This window comes from Parapedobacter defluvii (genome assembly GCF_014642075.1).
GTDB lineage: Bacteria > Bacteroidota > Bacteroidia > Sphingobacteriales > Sphingobacteriaceae > Parapedobacter > Parapedobacter defluvii.
Genome location: NZ_BMIK01000001.1, coordinates 827,758 through 848,693 on the forward strand (window position 1 = coordinate 827,758; position 20,936 = coordinate 848,693).

Genomic DNA, 20,936 nt, shown 5'->3' on the forward strand with positions numbered 1-20,936 from the left:
AGGGTTGCCAATAAGGTAGAATGCAAAAGGATTACTAACTTAGGCAGTCTAATTATCCTTGTCGATGAATAAAATAATTTCCAGTTTACTTGTATGCTTTCTTTCTGTGTTAACGAATAGCTTGTTAGCACAGAAAGAAAGCTCGCTCACATTTACCGATGCCAGACAGCTCACACTGGTTGGCAAAGCTTTACCCGCTGATGCGTTCTTTCACCGGATAGACACCGCCGTCTTTCCGGGTATACCACCTGCGGTGAAGCATTTGCTTACACATTCAGCCGGCTTGGCCCTCAGCTTTGAAACCAACAGCACCCAGCTAGTTGTGAAATGGTGTACCAACCCACGGGGCCCCGGTGATAACCTGACAGCTATCGTACAGGAGGGGATGGATCTGTACATTAAGCGGAATGGACAGTGGCAATATGCCGGGGTAGCACGGCCCACAACACACGATTGCAATGAATTCGCAGTGGTGCAAAACATGGCTGCCGGCAACAAAGAGTGTCTGTTGTATCTGCCGCTTTACGACGAAACCTATTCGGTACAAATTGGTGTGGAGAGGGGAGCCAAACTGATCTCCAAGCCAAATCCGTTTAAGAGGAATATTTTGGTATACGGATCGAGTATTGTGCAAGGTGCTTCCGCAAGCCGGCCGGGGTTGGCATATCCGGCTAGGCTTTCCCGGGAAACCGGATACAATTTTATCAACCTAGGCGTAAGCGGCAGTGCCAAAATGGAGGCCGAAGTCGCTGAGATGATTGCCACCATGCCAATGGATGCATTTATTTTGGATTGTGTGCCTAATTCTTCACCTGAGCAGGTGACGGAACGTACCGCCCATTTGGTTCGTACAATCCGTGCTCAGCATCCGCTTGCGCCGATCATCGCCATTCAGAGTATTATCCGTGAGGGAGGTAATTTTGATGAGTTAAGGGCCGATCAAACAACAGCACAGAACGGAAATTTTCTCCGCGAAATCCGCCAACTGCAATCCGGGGATGAAGGGCTTTATCTCATCACGGCTGAGGACTTGTTGGGTGACGATCACGAGGGCACAACAGACGGTACACATCCCAATGACCTGGGATTCGATCGTATGCTCCAAAAGATCCGGCCGGCGGTATTGGAGATTCTCCGTAAACATGGAATATAAGTTACTGTACAAAACGGGTATTGTGGTGATCGGAGCCGGTCAAGCCGGTTTGTCTTCCGCCTATCACCTTAAAAAGCTAGGATTGGTACAGGGGAGGGGATTTGTGGTGCTGGACCAATCCGCCCAGCCCGGTGGTGCATGGCAGTACCGCTGGCCGTCACTCACACTAAGCACGGTAAATCGGATTCACGACCTACCCGGACTGGCATTTTCTGATACGGTAAATGACAATTCCCCCCAGGTGCAGGCAAATATTGCCGTGCCTCATTATTTTGAAGTGTATGAAAGGACATTTGATATCACGGTTTACCGTCCTGTGGGGGTAAAGGTCGTCTGTGAGCGAGACGGAAGATTCCGCGTTGAAACAGACCGGGGTTTCTTCTCCGCTCAGGGAATTATTAACGCAACCGGCACCTGGGAAGCTCCTTATATTCCCGAATATCCGGGAGCAGACTTATTCAAGGGGCGGCAACTGCATACCAAGGATTACCAAACCGCAGATGCGTTTGCAGGGAAACATGTCGTTATTGTCGGAGGAGGTATATCGGCTGTCCAATTGCTGGATGAGATTTCGCAGGTAACTACCACAACCTGGGTAACCCGAAGGCCGCCGCTATTTCGGGAAGGGTCGTTCAGTGAGGAGGAAGGGCGCGCTGCCGTTGCTGCCGTAGAAGAGCGGGTACGCAAGGGGTTGCCTCCTGCCTCCGTCGTTTCGGTAACAGGGCTCCCCGTTACACCTGCCATTGAAGCAATGAAAGCCCGTGGTGTATTGGAACGGCATGAGATGTTTAGTGAAATCACCGAACATGGTATTCGCTGGGCGGACGGCCGAGAGATGAACGCGGATGTGATCCTTTGGTGCACGGGCTTCCGCAGTTCGCTTGATCACCTGATGCCGCTGATGCTGCGGGAGGAAAATGGCGGCATAGTGATGACAGGCAGGTTGGCAACGATGGTGGCCAAAGAACCCCGGATCCATTTGGTAGGGTATGGACCTTCGGCATCTACCATTGGCGCAAACCGTGCTGGCAGGGCAGCAGCAACGGAGCTGACAGAATATCTTGGGTTACGCGACTAGCTTATAATTCCTCTTCACGTTCCAGCATCAAGATTGCACTTTGTGGCACAATGAAATACTTTTCATCCTGGTATTGAATCTCTGTAGATGCGCCTACATGGAAAATAGCCAGATCTCCTTCCTTTGCTTGTAAGGGAATGTATTTTACCTTTTCTTCCTGAGGTTTCCAGGCATCGTCATCTTCGGCAGGTACAGGCAGTACATATCCAGGCCCTGTTTTCATTACATAGCCCCATTGTACCTTTTCTTTCTCTTGTACGCCCGGAGGGAGATAGAGACCGCTTGCCGTCCGTTCGTTTGGCGTAGTGGGTTTTATTAATATCCGGTCGCCCACAACAATCAATTTTTTCAGCTTGTTATCTTGCGTGATTTGCGTGGTCATACAAAATGCTTTTGCTCTTAATAGCAAAAGGTGTGCAGAATAGTAACGAGTGCCAATATGACACTCGTTCGCTAGTGAAGCTGTGTCATTTCTTTCCGAAAAAGCCACCCAGCAGGCCGCCTACGTCATCGATACCCAGTTTCCCATCTCCATTTTGATCCAGCAGACCGCCCAATATATTACTGCCGGATTGTCCGCCAAGGAGGCCTCCCAATAGATCATTCAATCCATTTCCATCACTCACGTTCTTGCTGCGGCTTTGTTTCCCTAGATATCCCATGACAATCGGTGCTAACATCGCCAGGATTTGGGATACCGTACCCGATGATACGCCCGTTTTTCCGCTGATCGCCTGTTCCAGGGCACCCCGTTTATCACCCAGCACGTGCTTCAGTATCCCGTTGCCATCAGCTGTATCACTGCTTCCCAAAAAACCGGAAAGATTGTTTAGGATACTTCCATCGTGTTTGGAAGCAAGGGCACTCAATATACCCTCAGATCCCTGTGTGCTGTTGGCATTGTTTTGCAAAGCACCCAGCAAGGCCGGTATTGCGGTAGAAACCACCGATTGAGTTTCCGCTTCGGAAGCCCCCGTTTGTTTGGAGATTCCCGAGGTGAGCTGATTAACGAAATCACCGTTCAAAAGATTCATGATTTGTTCCATTACGATACGTTTATGATTAGCTAAGGTAACAACTCTCATTGGGAATACCTAACCAAATCATTTGAGCCGAAGCACCTTATATAAGCTATTTTATTGAGCCGAAGTTTGCCGGCTGTGAAGCAATCTGTGTCATACACAACGGATGATATTGCATTTAACAGTGAACGTAGCGGAGCAATTTCATTGATGCCAAAAAAATAATTAAAAGAGTAATAATTTAATTAAGTTTGAAAGATTACTGGGAGAGACCTATGGCATTTGTTGATTACTATAACGTATTGGGTGTAGATAAAAACGCCAGCATAGACGACATCAAAAAGGCATACCGTAAACTAGCCCGGAAATATCATCCGGATGTGAATCCCAATGATGAGCAGGCAAAGCAACGCTTTCAGGAGATCAATGAGGCGAATGAGGTGTTGTCCGATCCGGAGAAGCGCAAAAAATACGATCAGTATGGCGAGCACTGGCGGCATGGCGATCAGTTTGAACAAGCCCAAAGACAGCAAGGGCAGACGCGAAGCAGAAGAAGTACGGCAGACGACGGACAACGTTACGAGTATACCGGAAGTTTTGATGAAGGCGAATTTTCCGATTTTTTCGAATCCCTTTTTGGTACGCGCGCCGGCGGTGGCAGGCGTACGGTGTTTAAGGGACAAGACTACCATGCAGAATTGGAATTATCCCTGGAAGAAGCCTTCCGTACGCATCAGCGGACATTTACGGTAAATGGCAAAAATGTGCGGATAACGGTGCAAGCGGGGATTGCCGATGGACAAACCATTAAATTGGCCGGTTGGGGTGCCCCCGGTATGAATGGGGGGCCCAATGGTGATCTGTATATCAAATTCAGTATTGCCCCGGATCCCGTATGGAAACGGCAGGGGAATGATCTGTATCGTACCCTGGATATCGATTTATATACTGCCGTATTGGGAGGTGAGCTTCAGGTTGATACCTTGGCTGGCTCTGTCAAAATAAAAATCAAACCGGAAACCCAAAACGGCACAAAAATACGCTTGAAAGGCAAAGGGTTTCCCGTTTACAAAAAAGAGGGACAGTTCGGCGACCTTTATATTACGCTGGCTGTGAAAATTCCAACGCATCTCACCGCCAAGCAGAAAGAGCTATTTAGCCAATTGGCTCAATTGTAAAGGAGGACTAAATATGAATAAAGACGTCATCACCGTCAAAGAATATTGCCACATCCATCAAATCGATGTCGGACTTATCGATCGTTTGGAAGAAAGCGGTCTGGTGCGGCTCGTATCGGTAAACAGGCAACGCTGCATTCCGCACGATGCACTCGGAGTTGTGGAACGCCTGATTAGCTGGCACGTGGAGCTCGAAGTAAACCCACAGGGGCTGGAAGTTGCCAATACCTTATATCAGCGTGTACTTGAATTGCAGGAGGAAGTCACCCGGCTACGATCGGCGTTGAAAAATGTCTGAGAAATTCCCCATTGATCCATGACCAGGGAACGGATGAGATTACACAGAATCGGCGGTATGCTCGTTGCAGGACTTCTGTTTCCGGCTGCTGGATGGGCACAGCCGCAATCGGCCGATGTTAAATCCATTAGCGGTATCTATCCGCATTTGGCGATGTACAACGACGAAGGGGAATGCGGTACAGGTGCCCTAGTGCCCTGGGCAGGTAAACTATGGGCTATTACGTATGGTCCGCATCTGCCATTCGGCTCATCGGATAAACTGTATGAAATCACCTCCGACCTCAAGCGGGTTGTCCGCAAGGAAAGTATCGGCGGGACAGCCGCAAACCGGATGATCCATCCGGAAAGTAAGCAACTGTTCATCGGCCCTTATGTAATTGATGCGGATGGAAACGTTCGTGTAATTTCGTATCGTGATATGCCCGGACGTCATACGGGCAATGCCCGCCACTTAACCGACCCTGCCAATCGCATTTACTACGGAACCATGGAAGAAGGGTTTTACGAGGTAGATGTGCATACGTTGATGCCAGCCTGGTTGATGGCCGATGAGAACCTCCAGGATGCGGACACACGTGGCGTGCCGCGTGCGGACCTCATTGGCGCACATGGAAAAGGGATGTACTCCGGTCAGGGAGTGGTGGTATACAGCAACAACGGCGAGCGTGGAAAACAGGCGCAGGAAGAATTTGATGCGCCGTCAGGCGGTCTAAGTGAATGGGATGGCAAATCTTGGAAGCTGATCCGGCGGATGCAATTTACCGAAGTTACCGGTCCGGGAGGCATTCAGGGTAACCCCAATCCGCAGTCTGATCCCATTTGGGCCATTGGATGGGATCATCGATCCTTGGTGTTGGGCGTTCGGGATCACGGAAGTTGGCATTTTTACCGGCTCCCCAAAGCCAGTCATAGTTACGATGGTGCCCATGGATGGAACACGGAGTGGCCACGGATACGGAATGTCGGGACCGACGCGTCGCCGGACTACCTGATGACCATGCACGGGATGTTTTGGAAATTCCCGGGGTCATTTACCTCGATAAGCAGTGGGGGCATCCGACCACGATCCGCCTACCTAAAGGTAATTGGTGACTTTACCCGTTGGGGTGGTGGTCTGGTGTTTGGTTGTGACGACTCGGCGCAGCGTGAGTTTCTGAATAAGCGGAAAGCCAAAGGAGACATTGAAGGGCCGGGACAATCCAATTCCAACTTATGGTTTACTTCGTATTCCATGCCCGATGAATTGTGGCCCGCAACTGCTGAAGGTGCCATTTGGATGGAGGAGGAAGTAACCCCTAATACCCCCTCAGAGCCTTTCCTCTTTGCCGGGTGGCACAAACGCATGGCATGGATAAAAAATGGGAGCGACCATCATGTGAGGGTAACATTTGAAGTGGATTCAACAGGTACCGACCAATGGACCGTGTTCAGTACGGTAACAGTGCCCGCAAAAAGTGGTATTCCCCATTTTTTTACGGGGCACGATCGTGGGGAATGGATTCGTGCGCGGGTGAATAAACCTGCCCGGCTCTCGCTCCAGTTTAGTTATACCGATGCAGAAGATCGTGATAACAATCCAGATGGTATCTTTACGGGGTTGCGTCCTATCTCTCAATCCACCTACAAAGGCGGGTTACTGTACGGATTGGGAAATGACCGCCGTGCATTGGGATTGGCGGCGACGACAGTGACCCATGGAACATCACGCGCGGGAGGCTATTACGAGCTTGACGAACACCTGAAATTGGTGAAGAAAACAGACGATGCGACCGAATCTTTTATCCGTGAACGTTTTGCCATCCCGCAACAGGTAGTGACCATCGATGAGGCTTCTGCGCTGATTGTGGATGACAAGGGCCGTCGTTGGCGGTTGCCTTTCGGGGCTACTCAATATACGGCAGCCACCCAGGCAAGTGAACTGCGGATTTGCCGTGAAGTGGCTACTGAACGTGACTTATTTTCCTGCCACGGTACCTTTTACGAACTTCCAGCAGAAAATGCAGATGGTTTCGCCAAGATCAGACCGATTGCGTCCCATCCATACGGCATTCAGGACTATGCGTCCTATCGGGGAATGCTTGTAATGACTGGCATCGACCCCGAACAGCTGAAAAAGGGTAGCGGTGAGCACTTGGTTGTAGCCGATGACGGCAATGCCGCCGTGTGGATAGGCGGCATCGATGATCTTTGGAAACTCGGCAAGCCGGTAGGCCAGGGTGGGCCGTGGAATCGTACGCAAGTCAACGCGGGTGTGCCGTCGGATGCTTATCTCATGGCATTTTATGACAAACGTAGTCTTCGTCTTTTGCATGACTCCGAAAAAGACGTTACGTTTACGTTGCAGGCCGACCTGACAGGGCAGGGTATGTGGGTAGATTATAAGCGTTGGAAAGTGTCCGCCGGAGAAAACGTGGATTACGTCTTCCCCGAAGCCTTCCAAGCCCGCTGGATCCGTTTGGTGAGCGACGCGGACTGCCGGGCGACGGCCAGATTAACTTATGAGTAACGGACTAAAGATTGAGCCAACAGTTCAGGACAGCCGTTATGTTAAATCTGCCTAATTTGCACCACGTGTTTTCACAGCGGCAAACCTTAAATATGATGAATAAGTTCCAAATTCTCCCGTTCCTGCTGGTTTTTTTCTGTTCCTGTTTGGATGTTAAGGCGTCGAAGTCCAGGGCCTCGGTAGTACCGGTTCGCCTCCAATGCGAATACCTTGAAAATCCGACCGGAATAGATGTGCCGCTACCCCGGTTGGGTTGGATACTGGAAGCGACGGATAAAACCGGTTTCGGACAGGGGCAAACCGCCTACCGGATTTTGGTGTCCTCGACTGAAAAATTGCTGCAGAAAGAAAATGGAGACATCTGGGATAGTGGTTGGATCGATTCAGATGAAACGCAACAAATTCAATACGGCGGTGTGGCGTTGCAATCCGATCGGGCTTACCATTGGAAGGTGCAGGTCAAGGATGAAAACGGAGTTGTATCGGCATGGAGTGAACCTGCGTTTTGGACTACCGGCTTGTTTGATGCCAGTGAATGGCAGGCTAGCTGGATCGGAAGCGGTGAATTGTATAACACCGCGGCCCCCGGAAATAACATCTCAGATCCTTGGTTCCGGAAAACGGTTGAGTTGAGCGAAAAACCCCGGAAGGCTACCCTTTTTGTGGCATCGGTGGGTTATCACGAGCTATATGTAAACGGTGAGCGTATCGGTGATGAGGTGTTGGCTCCGGCGGTGACGGATCACACCAAACGGGCCCGTTACGTTGCTTATGACATTGCGGACCAGCTTAAACGGGGAACCAACGTCATCGCCCTATGGCTGGGTACCTCCTGGTCTATCTTTCCTCCGTATATCCTACAAAAAGACCGGCCCCTTACACCCATCGTTATCGCCCAGGGAGCCATTTATCGCGAAGAGTTTCCTTCTGGGGAAGCGAAACCCATGGCTGTTGTCGCGACCGATGCTTCCTGGATCACGCATCCCAGCCCCAATCGGTTGCTGGGTAAATGGGATTTTGCGAAAATGGGCGGGGAAATCTGGGATGCCCGTAAGGAGCTACCACAATGGAATACCCTAGCATGTGACGAATCCGATTGGAATCCGGCTATTGAATATCCCACTACATTAGCATTATCTGCCCAGCTAGTAGCAGGCAACCGGCTGTTCGATGAAATTACACCGGTAGCCATCGAAGCCCGGCCAGATGGTTCGTACCGGGTAGATATGGGCGTAAACTTTGCGGGCTGGACGGAAATCAAGGTAAGCGGGCAACCGGGAGATACCATCCGGTTTCAATATTCCGAACGGCAACAGGATGACATGACGTTTAATCTCCACAGCGCATATGTAGTGGGCGCATCGGGTACAGGTACCTTCCGTAACCGTTTCAACTACAGTTCGGGCCGGTGGATTACCATACGCGGATTAAAAAGCAAACCTGCCATTCAAGATATTAAAGGATGGATGGTGCGGACGGATTTTCAGAACGCCAGTCAATTTGAATGTTCGGATTCGTTGCAGAACTGGATATACGACCGGATCCGCTGGACGTTCGAAAATCTTTCGCTTGGCGGCTATATTGTTGACTGCCCACAGCGGGAACGGATGGGGTACGGTGGTGACGCCCATGCGACCAGCGAAACAGGTATGTTCAATTACCAACTGGGCGCATTTTATACCAAGTGGATGCAAGATTGGCGGGATGTGCAGGGTACGGAACCCATGGTAGGCAACATGTTGGATCCCAATCATGCCCGGAAAGCGGTAACCAGTGGCAGGATATGGAACAACGGTGTGCTCCCACATACGGCCCCCACCTATTGGGGGGGCGGAGGCCCCGCTTGGGGTGGCATCGTGGTGACACTTCCGTGGTTTATGTATCAGCACCACGGGGACAAGCAGGTGCTGGAAACGAATTTCCACCTCATCAGTGAATGGCTCGGTTTCCTGCAGTCCCACACGAAAGACAATCTGCTGCAACGCTTCGGTGGTCAATGGGATTTTTTGGGCGACTGGCTATGGCCGAATGCGACGGCCGAAGGGATGAATAACGATAAGCCAGAGACGTTGTGTCTGAACAATGCGTATTACGTGTTTAACTTACGGACAGCAGCCAAAATTGCACGTGTATTGGGTAAAGTGGCCGAAGCGGACCAATGGGAACAGCAGGCGAGTGCATCGGCGCAGGCCGTACATACACGGTATTTCAATGCCGGAGACGATAGTTATGCAGATGGTTCCATGGCTAACCTTGCTGCGGCACTATTGGCGGAAATACCACCCCCAGCAGTACGTGAACGGGTAATGCAGCGTCTTGAGCGGGAAATCCTGGAGGTGCGGAAAGGGCACATCCATACGGGCATCACCGGAGGAGCCCTGCTGTTTAAGTTACTCCGTGAAGCAGGAAGAAACGATCTGATTTACAGTATGGTGTCACAGACCACGTATCCCAGTTGGGGCTATATGAAAGAGAATGGGGCAACGACGATCTGGGAGATGTGGGAAAAAGACCTGCCGGGACATTCGTTGTTGCATAGTTCATACCTCTATCCGGGCGCATGGTATATCGACGGCCTGGCCGGAATTAAACGGGATCCAGAGGTGCCCGGTTTCCGTCGGTTTATCGTCAGACCCCCCTTGGCCACCGCAACCGATGTGACATGGGCCAGGGCCACGTTTCATTCACCGCAGGGACTTATCGGGTCATACTGGTCGCGTGAAGATGGCAGGCTAAAATTGGAAATAAGTGTACCTCCCAATAGCGTCGCCGTATTAGAATTGCTTCCCAGCGAACAAATTGATCGAACATCGTATGGTTCCATGAAGGAGATACCGGGGCGGGATGGGTTTTTACGGTATGAACTGCAACCGGGACACTACCGGCTAACAAGTCAGCCAGCGGGCCTTTAATTTAAATGCTGCCCCATACTCGTAACACCCGGTGTTGATCCGGTTTATAGCGATGCCATTCTCCCGAAATCGGCCATGCCGTGGCACGTCCTCATGCGTGTCGGGTCCAAAATGTACATCCGTAATGTCAAAACGTATATGGATGGGTATAATAATAAAAAATAGCTTTGGATCATCCTATTAATAAACAGTTGTAAACAGTATAAAGCAATACATTCATGCGTTTGAAAATCGGCTTATTCGGCATAGGGCTTGACGTTTATTGGGATCAGTTTGAGGGATTAAAGACCCGTTTGCTCGGTTACCTGCAACAGGTACATGGACGCCTGGAAGCCGACGACGTCGACGTCATTAATTTGGGGCTGATTGATACCGTGGATAAAGCCATGGATGCGGGTCACCGTTTCCGGCAGGCAGATGTGGACATCATTTTTCTGTATGTGACCACGTATGCCCTGTCTGCTACGGTGCTTCCGGTTGTACAACGTGCCAAAGTACCGGTCATCGTGCTGAACCTATCGCCTGAAGCTTCCATCGATTATGCTTATTTCAATGGACTGCGTAACAGGCGCAATATGACCGGCGAATGGTTGGCCCATTGTTCGGCTTGTCCGGTACCTGAACTGGCAAATGCTTTTAACCGGTCCGGAATCCGTTTTTATCAGGTAACCGGTTTAGTGGACGAAAAGGATGAATGCTGGCAAGAAGTGGCGGATTGGGTATTGGCGGCAAAGGTAGCAAATACAATGGCTCACAACCGGTTGGGAACCATGGGTACCTACTATTCGGGTATGCTGGATATCTATACGGATATGACCTTGCAGCTGGCTACCTTCGGGGGGCATATCGAACACCTGGAAGTAGACGAGCTTTCCGCACTTCGCAATGAAGTTACACCCGACCAGATCCGGGAACGCGTAGCGAATTTCCAAAAAGCGTTTGATGTGTGGCCGGATTGCAGTCTTTATGAGTTGGAGCGTGCTGCCCGTACCTCCCTGGCGCTCGATCAATTGGTGGCTACTTATCAACTGGGATCACTCGCTTATTACTACAAGGGGCGTGGTGTGCCGGAAAACGAAGATACCATGAGCTCCATTATCCTGGGAAGTACGTATTTGACCGCCCAAGGGATCCCCGTTGCAGGTGAATATGAAATCAAGAATGCCCAGGCGATGAAAATAATGGACAGTTTCGGTGCCGGAGGCTCGTTTACCGAATACTATGCCATGGATTTCGATGACGACGTGGTGTTGATGGGGCACGATGGTCCGGGGCACTTCCGGATTGCAGAGGGGAAAATCAAGGTAAAACCCTTACAGGTATACCACGGCAAGGTTGGCAATGGACTGTCGGTTGAAATGTCGGTCAAGTATGGTCCGGTTACCTTGCTGTCCGTGGTCGAAGATGGCAACGGGAAACTGTTTTTCTTGACGGCAGAGGCGGAATCGGTGCCAGGACCTATTCTGGAGATCGGAAACACAAACAGCCGCTACCGTTTTCCGATCGGTGCCCGCCGGTTTGTGGAAAACTGGAACAGCTATGGCCCGGCACATCACTGCGCCATCGGCACCGGTCACATTGCCCGCAAAATTGAAAAATTGGGGAAACTACTTCAGATAGAAACCGTTAAAATTTGTTGATGGACCATGAAAATGCGCATACATACCAAATGGATGGGCTGTCTGTTGGCCTTAACCGTGGGGTTACTCGGTCAAATTGGCTATGCACAACGGAAGGCAGACATCACCACGATCGCACAGTTAACCGGTACGGTTAAGCAACCGGATCATTCCTTTGGAAGCGCTCCGCTCTGGGTATGGCACACCGATGTCACCGAATCCATCATCGACAGTATGATGCGTGGATTTAAACGCAATGCCTTTGGCGGTGTGTTTATCCATCCCCGTCCGGGGCTGGTCACTCCCTACCTTTCAGCGGAATGGAACCGCCTGTTTACTTACAGTGTGGCCAAGGGGAAAGAACTGGGCTTGGACGTATGGATCTACGACGAAAACTCGTATCCGAGTGGTTTCGCCGGCGGCCATGTACCGGCATCCATGCCGGAGTCCTATAACCAAGGTCAGATGCTCAATTTGACAAAAGCCAAAAAAATCCCCCTGGATACACATGCCTATCTGATCATTCTCCGTCAGACTCCCGATGGATTTATCGATATTTCAGATCAACATAGCCGGTATGCAGACAGCCCCGGAACCTATTATTTATTTAAAAAAGCTTTTTACGGCAAATCTCCCTGGTACGCCGGATTCTCGTATGTGGATCTGTTGCATAAGGGGGTGACAGAGAAATTCATCGAGGTCACCATGAAAGGGTACGAGAAATCCTTTGGAAAAGAGTTTGGCCGTGTCGTTCCGGGTATCTTTACAGACGAGCCCAACATTGAGGTGCAGGGAAGAGACAACATCCGTTGGACGCCCGACCTGTTTGACCGGTTCCGGGAGCGCTGGGGATATGACCTGGTTCCGCATTTGCCTTCGCTCTATGAGGAGGTGGGCGAATGGCGGAAAATCAGGCATAATTATTATCAGGTGCTGCTCCAATTGTTTATTGACCGGTGGTCCAAGCCCTGGCATGCATATACCGAAAAGAAGGGACTGGAATGGACCGGACATTATTGGGAACATGGCTGGCCGAACCCCAACCATGGCGGTGACAATATGGCTATGTATGCGTGGCACCAGCGTCCGGCAATTGATATGCTGTTCAATCAGTTTAACGAAGAAAGTCCCAATGCACAATTTGGTAACATCCGGGCCGTTAAGGAACTGGCTAGCGTGGCCAATCAACTGGGCCGGAAGCGTACGTTAAGTGAAACCTATGGAGGTGGGGGATGGGAACTTACCCTGACGGATATGAAACGCCTGGGCGACTGGGAATATGTGCTGGGAGTAAACACACTCAATCAGCACCTGGCCGACATGACACTGGTGGGTGCGCGGAAATACGACTATCCACAGTCCTTCTCTTACCACAATCCCTGGTGGCCTTACTATGCTTCGCAAAATCGCTATTTTGCGCGGTTGTCATTGGCACTATCTGCTGGTAAGCAGGTGAATGACATCTTGGTGATTGAACCGACTACATCGGCTTGGATGTATTCCACATACCAATCCGCAGATCCCCGGAGGGATACCATTGGCTATCGGTTCCAATCGTTTGTCACTACGCTTGAACGGGCACAAGCTGAATACGATCTGGGGTCTGAAAATATTATCAAAGACCACGGTCAGATACGAAACGCCCGTTTTGTGGTGGGCGAACGCGACTACCGTACCGTGGTGATCCCACCGGGTATGGAAAACATCGATCGGATCACGTTTGACTTACTGCTGCAATTTGCGAAGCAGGGAGGCAACATAGTACTTTTTGAATCGATCCGATACATTGATGGCACACCGGCAGCGGCGGAAATCGCACAGCTAAAGAAAGGAAGCGAACTAAAAACCTTCCCACAACTGGATGAGCAGGTAATCCGCGATCATTTTTTACGGGAGGATATCGTATTCAGCAATCAGCAACTCATACAACCGCATCTGTATCACCACAGGCGGATGCTGCAGGATGGACAGTTGCTGTTTCTGGTCAATTCCAGTATGGATGAGGAAAAAGAAGTTGCGGTGGATGTACAGGGCAAGCAGGTGCTTTATGTAGACACTGAAACCGGTGATGTGCTGGATTTCCCAAGCATTGCTTCCGGCGCTTACCAATCGCTACGTTATACCCTTCCCCCGGCAGGGAGTGCGCTATTTCTGATCGCAAACCAGCAAAAGAGCGGATATCTGGCATGGAAGGCCCCGGCGTTGCCGGGACGTGAAATTACATCCGCGCGAAGTGAGGTAAGACGGTTGCAGCCGAATGTATTGACGATCGATTTTTGTGACGTGGCTATCGGAGATACGTTGCTGAAAGACATTCATACCTTTTATGCAGCAGATACGGTATTTAAGCACTACGGATTTGCGGACGGTAATCCCTGGAATACGTCGGTTCAATACCGAGATCAGACGATTCAACGGGATACTTTTGAGCAAGGTTCGGGATTTGCGGCAAGTTATCATTTCCAAATAGCCACCGGAACCGAATTTTCCGGTCTAAAGGCGGCCGTTGAACGGCCACAACTTTGGCAGGTATCCGTAAACGGTCAGGTGGTTTCGCCACGTCCGAATGAATGGTGGCTGGATCACGATTTTGCGGTATTCGATATCGGTCAATATTGTAAAACCGGGAACAACACCCTGACCATACAGGCCATGCGGATGAGTGTCCATGCCGAAATCGAACCGGTATATATCCTGGGCAATTTTTCACTTCATTCGCTCAACAAAGGTTGGGGCATTTCGCCCGCCGCACCTTTGAAGTTGGGAAGCTGGAAAGACCAAGGGATGCCCTTTTACGGACACGAGGTTGCGTATATCAAGCACTTTGAGGGTAAGAAGGGACAGTCTTATGTGGTGAAACTTGCCGACTGGAAGGGAACCGCCGCTCTCGTGAAGCTGAACGGAAAGCAGGTGGGGCATGTACATTATCCGCCTTATCAGTTGGAGATAAACGAAGGTGTTCAAGATGGACAAAACGAATTGGAAGTCATTGTGGTGGGTAGTCTCAAGAATACGCTGGGGCCGCACCACGGAAATCCGCAGCCCGGTATGGTATCGCCATGGCATTGGCGCAATGCGCACGTGTATCCGGCGGGCAGCGCGTATGATACGTATGACTATGGATTGATCGCAGATTTTGAAATACGGGAAGTTTCTTCACACCCTACACTTCCCGTTAAACTGAATGTAGACAGTAAAGAGATACCGACGGGCATCACAGCGGAACAACTCCGCTTTGGATGGCAACTGGAATCCGTCGAACGGGGTGTCAGGCAGACCGCCTGGCAGATCAAACTGGCGATGTCTGACCAGGCTTTAGAGGGGGAGGATTCCCTGCTGTGGGATTCGGGAAAAGTGCCTTCTGACGAGCAACATTTTATTCCCTATCAGGGTTCTCCGCTGACTTCAGGGAAAATGTACTACTGGAAAGTACGTATCTGGGATCAGGATGGGAAGGTTACTCCCTGGAGTACCGCTGCTTCATTTGTAACCGGCATTCTCCATGCATCCGAATGGGAGGTCAGTAAATGGATCGGGTATGAATCTTTGCCGCCGGAACTGAACGTCGTACCCGGCGTGCATGGCAATGGCGACAACCTGGGCGAGAAGGCGGTCAAACGGGCGGTCATTCCCTATTTCCGTAGATCGTTTACCTTAAACAAACCGGTTGCGGAAGCCTATCTCTTCGTTTCTGGTTTGGGGCATTACGAGGCCTCCCTCAACGGGGAAAACATAGGTGACCATTTCCTCGCTCCTGGATGGACAACGTATGAAAAGCGGTGTCTATACAATACCTATTCGGTAAAAGAACAGCTGCGGCAGGGAGAAAATGTGTTGGGGGGTGTGGTGGGTACGGGATTCCGCTATGTCAACCGGGAGCGGTACCGCAAATTGGTCAGGGCGGAGGGATACCCCATGCTCCGCGCAAAACTCCTCATCCGGTATACCGATGGAACGTCCGAAACGATCGGTACGGACGATACCTGGCGCACAGCTCAATCGCCCATCACCTTCAGCAGCATCTACGGTGGGGAAGACTACGATGCTACACGGGAGCAACCGGGGTGGAACATGCCCGGGTTTCCCGCGGCAAATTGGAAAACTGCACAGGTGGTAGACGGTCCAACGGGGAGCATGGAGCCGGAACGGGATTACCCGCTTAAGGTGATGGAAGTTTTTGAACCAACGCAGATGACCGAAGTAGGTGCGGATTCCCTGCTATACGATTTTGGACAAAATGCCTCTGGCATCATCCGGCTGGCCGTTAAGGGAAAAAAGGGGGATAAAATCCGGATTACCCCGGCCGAAATATTGGATGACAACGGGCTGCCTTATCAGGGAGCTTCCGGTTCGCCCTATTATTTTGAATACATCGTAAAAGGAACCGGCGATGAAAGCTGGCAGCCGCGGTTTACGTACTACGGTTTCCGGTATGCATTGGTGACGGTTGAAAGTGAAGAGAAGTTGGACAGGGATAAAATCCGGCTAACGATGCTGCATACCCGAAACAGCGCGCCGGAAGTAGGGATGTTCAATTGTTCAAATCCGCTTTTCAATCAGATTAATGAATTGATCCGGTGGGGTATACGAAGCAACCTGGCCAGTGTAGCAACCGACTGCCCCCACCGGGAAAAGCTGGGTTGGCTGGAACAGACGCATCTCATCGGCGCGTCCCTCCGGTACAATTACGATTGTTATAACCTTTATAGCAAGATTGTAGATGACATGCTTGAAAGTCAACTGGACAACGGTCTGGTGCCGGATATCGTACCCGAATATGTGCCCTTTGAGGGTGGTTTCCGGGATTCGCCGGAGTGGGGTAGCGCGGCCATCATTATTCCCTGGTATCTGTACCAGTGGTATGGAGACCGCTCGGTACTGGAACGCGCGTATCCGATGATGACACGGTACCTGGCGTACCTCGGAACCAAGGCCGATGGCCACTTGCTTTCGCACGGATTGGGGGATTGGTTTGACCTGGGGCCCGCTGCCCCGGGCGTTTCGCAGCTTACGCCCATTGGGCTGACGGCATCGACAATTTATTATTACGATGCTGCGTTGATGGCCCGGATAGCCGGTCAGTTGGCGCTTAAGGAAGATAGCGCCCGTTATCAGCTGCTGGCAGATCGTATCAGATCTGCATTCAATGCGAAATACTTTGACAAAACACACGCCGTGTATGCAACGGGTAGCCAGACATCGTATGCCATGCCGTTGTACCTGGGGTTGGTAGACAGTGCCCTGAAGCAGCGGGTCGAGCAAAATCTGGTAGACAGCATCGTCAGCAACGGCCGGGCACTGACGGCCGGCGATGTGGGCTATCGTTATCTGCTGCGCGCATTGGAAAACGCGGGAGCCTCTCAGTTGATTTATGAGATGAATAATCGGGACGATGTGCCGGGCTACGGGTACCAGATTCGCCGGGGAGCCACTGCCCTGACCGAATCGTGGGCCGCATTGCGGTTCGTATCCAACAACCACATGATGCTGGGCCATCTTATGGAATGGCTGTATAGCGGGTTACTGGGAATACGGTCGGCAGAGGATGGCTTGGCATTTAAGTCAATAGAGATACGTCCGGCAATCATTGCGGGGTTACCTGCTGCAAGCGGCCGCTACGATTCACCCTATGGCCCCATCGAGGTGGCTTGGAGCCAGTTGGCCGACGAACTGGAAATGAAGGTTTGTATTCCGCCGAATACACAGGCCAGGATTTATGTTCCGCATCGTCAGGGCAGCCAGCCTACGGAGGGGGGCAGGGAGGTTTCGGAAAGCCAGGGTATCGAGTACGCGGGCGAAGAGGGTAATCAGTCGGTTTTCAAGGTAGGATCCGGGACCTATGTGTTTAAAACAGAATGGAACCTGCAATCAAATAAAACACCATATCATGCAGTTCAATAAGCTACTTTTAAAGGTTTGTGGCCTGGCATGCGCAGCTGTGCTAGGCTGGGGATTTACAGCGGTGCCTTCTGACGATCCGATCGATGATTTGAGGAAAGGATTCCTGAATCCGCCTACTACCGCCCGTCCGGGTGTGTATTGGTATTTCATGGACGGCAACCTCTCCAAGGATGCCATGACCAAAGACCTGGAATCGATGAAAGCCGCGGGGATTGAGAGCCTGATTTTTCTGGAAGTCAACGTCGGGGTACCAAGGGGGCACGTCGATTTTCTGAGCGACGAATGGCAGCGTCTGTTTGCTCATGCGGTCAAAGAAGCCGAACGGCTGGGCATAGAAATCACGCTGGGTGTCGGTCCGGGATGGACCGGCAGCGGTGGCCCCTGGGTCAGGCCTGAGCAATCCATGCAGCATTTGGTTGCCAGTACAGTAACCCTTTCCGGTGGTAGCAAACAGCGTGTGTCCCTGCCGGTGCCCCCACCACATAAACCGTACTTTGGCGAGGGGGGCTTCACGCCGGCAATGCGTGAGACATGGAATGCGTTTTACGAGGATGTGGCCGTGTTGGCTTTTCCGACGCCCGCAGACCCCGCGCATGTAGAAGGAATCGATGAGAAATCACTGGTATACCGGGCACCCTTTACCTCATTACCCGGCGTAAAGCCCCATCTGCTGCAAGTGGCAGGTTATGATACTGCTGCCGGTTCGCCGATCCAAAAACGGGAAATTATCGACCTGACCGATCAGGTGGATGCCCAGGGTACGCTTACTTGGGATGTGCCACCGGGAAATTGGACGGTAATGCGATTTGTGGCGCGGAACAATGGTGCAACTACCCGCCCGGCACCCGTTCCGGGATTGGGATTCGAATCGGATAAATTCGACACGGTGGCACTAAACGCACACTTGGACCGCTATGTCGGAACGCTGCTGAAAAAAATAGGGGGAACGAAACCGCATTTGCCGGGAGGTCTGAAACGACTGCACATGGACAGCTGGGAAATGGGGGCACAAAACTGGACGCCCCGGTTCCGGGAAGAATTCCGGAAACGCCGGGGTTACGACCCGTTGCCGTTTTTTCCGGTTTATGCGGGCAATGTCGTGGAAAGTATGGAAACAAGCGAGCGTTTTCTATGGGATCTGCGGCAAACCGCACAGGAGCTTGTCCTTGAAAATCATGCCGGACATATCAAGGCGTATGGACGACGGCATGGGCTCACGTTATCAATTGAGCCCTACGACATGAATCCCACGGCTGATTTGGAGCTGGGAGCAGTGGCCGACGTGCCGATGGCGGAGTTCTGGAGCAGGGGCTTTGGCTTTGATGCGTCTTTTAGCGTCATCGAAGCAACGTCGATTGCGCACGTGAACGGGCAGGCTCGTGTACCTGCAGAGGCGTTTACGGCGCAGAACAACGAAGGGTGGAAGTTGTACCCCGGAAAAATGAAGAACCAGACCGATTGGGCACTGGCCGCAGGGTTGAACCAACTGGTATTTCACACCTTTCAGAATCAGCACCTGCCCGACTCACTCCGCCCGGGAATGACCATGGGACCCTACGGGGTACAATGGAACCGGAACCAAACCTGGTGGCCCATGGTTGGCGCCTACCACCAATACCTGGCACGGGCGCAATTCCTCCTGCAGCAGGGCAATACAGTGGCAGATATCCTGTATTTGGCACCCGAGGGTGCACCTCATGTGTTTCTGCCGCCCGCTTCGGCAATCCTGGGAGATACGATCCCCGATCGCCGGGGCTATAACTTCGATGCCTGTGCACCAAGCCAATTGTATAAAGCAGCGGTAAAAGATCATCGGATAGTTTTCCCGGGAGGAGCTTCCTACCGCATCCTGGTGATGCCGCACATCCATACAATCACTCCTGCCTTGCTGGCAAAGATCGACACATTGGTCCGAGAAGGTGCTGTCGTTGTCGGGTTACCGCCTTCGCAATCGCCCAGCCTATCGGATTATCCGCAATGCGACGAAGCAGTGCGGCAGTTAGCGGGTAAGATGTGGGGTACGTCCGTCATCCCCCAACAGCCCCAACGCCTTGCCTATGGAAAAGGTGCGATCCATTGGGGAGGTGCTCTCAGCCGTGATCTTGACAGGCTATATCCGCGTTACGAGCACGTTGCCGATATTCTGAGCGGAATGGATGTTGTGCCGGATTTTGAATCTGACGGTTCTGTACGGTATACACACCGTCGTGGGCCGGATTGGGATTGTTATTTTGTTGCCAATCGTACGGACAGCCTGATCCAGACAGCGGCCCGGTTCCGCAGTACAAGAGGGGCACCGCAGTTGTGGGATCCTGTATCGGGAACGATGCGTCCGCTGCCGGTCTACACGGTTTCAGAACGTACCACATCGATTCCATTGACGTTTGAGCCGTATCAAAGCTATTTTATTGTTTTCCCGTCCGGACAGGCGGCCGATGATTCGGACAAGCCTACCAATTTTGCGGATTATGAACCCGTATTCCGGTTAGATGGTCCTTGGGAAGTTTCGTTCGATTCCAAATGGGGTGGACCGGCAAATACGAGCTTCGATACGCTGGCTGACTGGACAACCCTGCACAATGAGGGGATTAAGTACTATTCGGGCACAGCCGTCTATCGCAAAACATTTGATCTACCCCAATCGGTAACCGGCAAGAGCCAACTCTGGCTCGACCTCGGTGAGGTCTGTAACATCGCCCGGGTGAAGCTGAACGGAAAGCCGTTGGGCGTGGTATGGACGGCACCGTGGAAGGTTGCGATTGGTGATTTGGTTGAGGACAAACAGAACGTGCTGGAAATTGAAGTGACCAATTTGTGGCCGAACCGCCTGATCGGGGACGAACGGCTGCCGGACGATGGAATAGATCAAAACGGCTGGCCCGATTGGTTGGTGACGGGAAAACCGCGACCGAGCAAACGGTACACGTTTACCACCTACAGGCACTATGGGGCAGATTCACCGCTACTCAGGTCAGGCTTGTTAGGGCCCGTCGTTATTCAACAGGCTAGTTGGTAAGGGACGGTTTGCTGTTGCCATCTACCACATCAAATTTGCCTCTATCACAGGACAGCACAGGTTGCCTTTTTATCCAAAAGGCAGTACTATTGCGGTATACCAGTTATAATAAATTGGAATACCAGCCTCCAACGATGGCGCTGAATAGACTATACAACGAGACAAACATATTGAGTAGGGTTGCAAGCGACGACAAGAAAGCGTCTGCTGAATGGTTTTATACTTATTGTAACCCGATAAGTGCGTTTGTA

Annotated in this window: 11 protein-coding genes; 9 read left to right on the forward strand and 2 right to left on the reverse strand. The window is 51.5% G+C overall.

The genetic code is table 11. The annotated features are described in order from the left end of the window. Positions 1 to 64: 64 nt before the first annotated feature. Positions 65 to 1,153 (forward strand): SGNH/GDSL hydrolase family protein, encoded by a 1,089-nt coding sequence (locus IEX60_RS03110; protein WP_188747238.1) that lies wholly within the window; start codon positions 65 to 67, stop codon positions 1,151 to 1,153. Beyond that, complete coding sequence (locus IEX60_RS03115) at positions 1,143 to 2,231, forward strand: NAD(P)-binding domain-containing protein (protein WP_188747239.1); 1,089 nt, start codon at positions 1,143 to 1,145, stop codon at positions 2,229 to 2,231. The genes IEX60_RS03110 and IEX60_RS03115 overlap by 11 nt, the downstream gene beginning before the upstream one ends. Before the next feature lies 1 nt (position 2,232). Here the strand turns inward: IEX60_RS03115 and IEX60_RS03120 are convergent, their stop codons facing one another. Together IEX60_RS03120 and IEX60_RS03125 are read right to left on the reverse strand one after the other, a co-directional pair. After that, positions 2,233 to 2,613, reverse strand: a complete 381-nt coding sequence (locus IEX60_RS03120; protein ID WP_188747241.1) for a co-chaperone GroES — start codon at positions 2,611 to 2,613, stop codon at positions 2,233 to 2,235. 85 nt (positions 2,614 to 2,698) lie between these two features. Continuing rightward, a complete protein-coding gene (locus IEX60_RS03125) occupies positions 2,699 to 3,277 on the reverse strand; it encodes a DUF937 domain-containing protein (RefSeq protein ID WP_188747243.1) in 579 nt (192 codons plus the stop codon). Positions 3,278 to 3,528: 251 nt separating this feature from the next. Here IEX60_RS03125 and IEX60_RS03130 point away from each other — a divergent pair, with 251 nt between their 5' ends. The 7 genes from IEX60_RS03130 (at position 3,529) to IEX60_RS03160 (ending at position 20,685) form a co-directional block, all read left to right on the forward strand. Beyond that, a complete protein-coding gene (locus IEX60_RS03130) occupies positions 3,529 to 4,431 on the forward strand; it encodes a DnaJ C-terminal domain-containing protein (RefSeq protein WP_188747245.1) in 903 nt (300 codons plus the stop codon). A gap of 13 nt (positions 4,432 to 4,444) precedes the next feature. Continuing rightward, on the forward strand, positions 4,445 to 4,729 hold the full coding sequence (locus tag IEX60_RS03135) for a chaperone modulator CbpM (RefSeq protein ID WP_188747247.1): 285 nt from the start codon (positions 4,445 to 4,447) through the stop codon (positions 4,727 to 4,729). Positions 4,730 to 4,762: 33 nt separating this feature from the next. Continuing rightward, positions 4,763 to 7,237 (forward strand): hypothetical protein, encoded by a 2,475-nt coding sequence (locus IEX60_RS03140; RefSeq protein WP_188747249.1) that lies wholly within the window; start codon positions 4,763 to 4,765, stop codon positions 7,235 to 7,237. Positions 7,238 to 7,329: 92 nt separating this feature from the next. Next, a complete protein-coding gene (locus tag IEX60_RS03145) occupies positions 7,330 to 10,149 on the forward strand; it encodes a family 78 glycoside hydrolase catalytic domain (protein WP_229717388.1) in 2,820 nt (939 codons plus the stop codon). A gap of 218 nt (positions 10,150 to 10,367) precedes the next feature. Next, positions 10,368 to 11,789 (forward strand): arabinose isomerase, encoded by a 1,422-nt coding sequence (locus IEX60_RS03150; RefSeq protein WP_188747250.1) that lies wholly within the window; start codon positions 10,368 to 10,370, stop codon positions 11,787 to 11,789. A 6-nt stretch (positions 11,790 to 11,795) separates the two neighbouring features. Beyond that, the gene (locus tag IEX60_RS03155) at positions 11,796 to 17,669 is read left to right on the forward strand and encodes a family 78 glycoside hydrolase catalytic domain (protein ID WP_188747252.1); all 5,874 of its coding nucleotides are present in this window, start codon (positions 11,796 to 11,798) and stop codon (positions 17,667 to 17,669) included. Continuing rightward, a complete protein-coding gene (locus IEX60_RS03160; RefSeq protein WP_188747253.1) occupies positions 17,656 to 20,685 on the forward strand; it encodes a glycosyl hydrolase in 3,030 nt (1,009 codons plus the stop codon). The genes IEX60_RS03155 and IEX60_RS03160 overlap by 14 nt, the downstream gene beginning before the upstream one ends. Positions 20,686 to 20,936 lie beyond the last annotated feature (251 nt).

What these genes read in the sequence shown, in the direction of transcription:
- IEX60_RS03130 (WP_188747245.1), top strand. Translation starts at nt 3,529, where the DNA reads ATGGCATTTGTTGATTACTATAACGTATTGGGTGTAGATAAAAACGCC.
- IEX60_RS03110 (WP_188747238.1), top strand. Translation starts at nt 65, where the DNA reads ATGAATAAAATAATTTCCAGTTTACTTGTATGCTTTCTTTCTGTGTTA.
- IEX60_RS03140 (WP_188747249.1), top strand. Translation starts at nt 4,763, where the DNA reads ATGAGATTACACAGAATCGGCGGTATGCTCGTTGCAGGACTTCTGTTT.
- IEX60_RS03125 (WP_188747243.1), bottom strand. Translation starts at nt 3,277, where the DNA reads ATGGAACAAATCATGAATCTTTTGAACGGTGATTTCGTTAATCAGCTC.
- IEX60_RS03160 (WP_188747253.1), top strand. Translation starts at nt 17,656, where the DNA reads ATGCAGTTCAATAAGCTACTTTTAAAGGTTTGTGGCCTGGCATGCGCA.
- IEX60_RS03115 (WP_188747239.1), top strand. Translation starts at nt 1,143, where the DNA reads ATGGAATATAAGTTACTGTACAAAACGGGTATTGTGGTGATCGGAGCC.
- IEX60_RS03155 (WP_188747252.1), top strand. Translation starts at nt 11,796, where the DNA reads ATGAAAATGCGCATACATACCAAATGGATGGGCTGTCTGTTGGCCTTA.
- IEX60_RS03135 (WP_188747247.1), top strand. Translation starts at nt 4,445, where the DNA reads ATGAATAAAGACGTCATCACCGTCAAAGAATATTGCCACATCCATCAA.
- IEX60_RS03145 (WP_229717388.1), top strand. Translation starts at nt 7,330, where the DNA reads ATGATGAATAAGTTCCAAATTCTCCCGTTCCTGCTGGTTTTTTTCTGT.
- IEX60_RS03150 (WP_188747250.1), top strand. Translation starts at nt 10,368, where the DNA reads ATGCGTTTGAAAATCGGCTTATTCGGCATAGGGCTTGACGTTTATTGG.
- IEX60_RS03120 (WP_188747241.1), bottom strand. Translation starts at nt 2,613, where the DNA reads ATGACCACGCAAATCACGCAAGATAACAAGCTGAAAAAATTGATTGTT.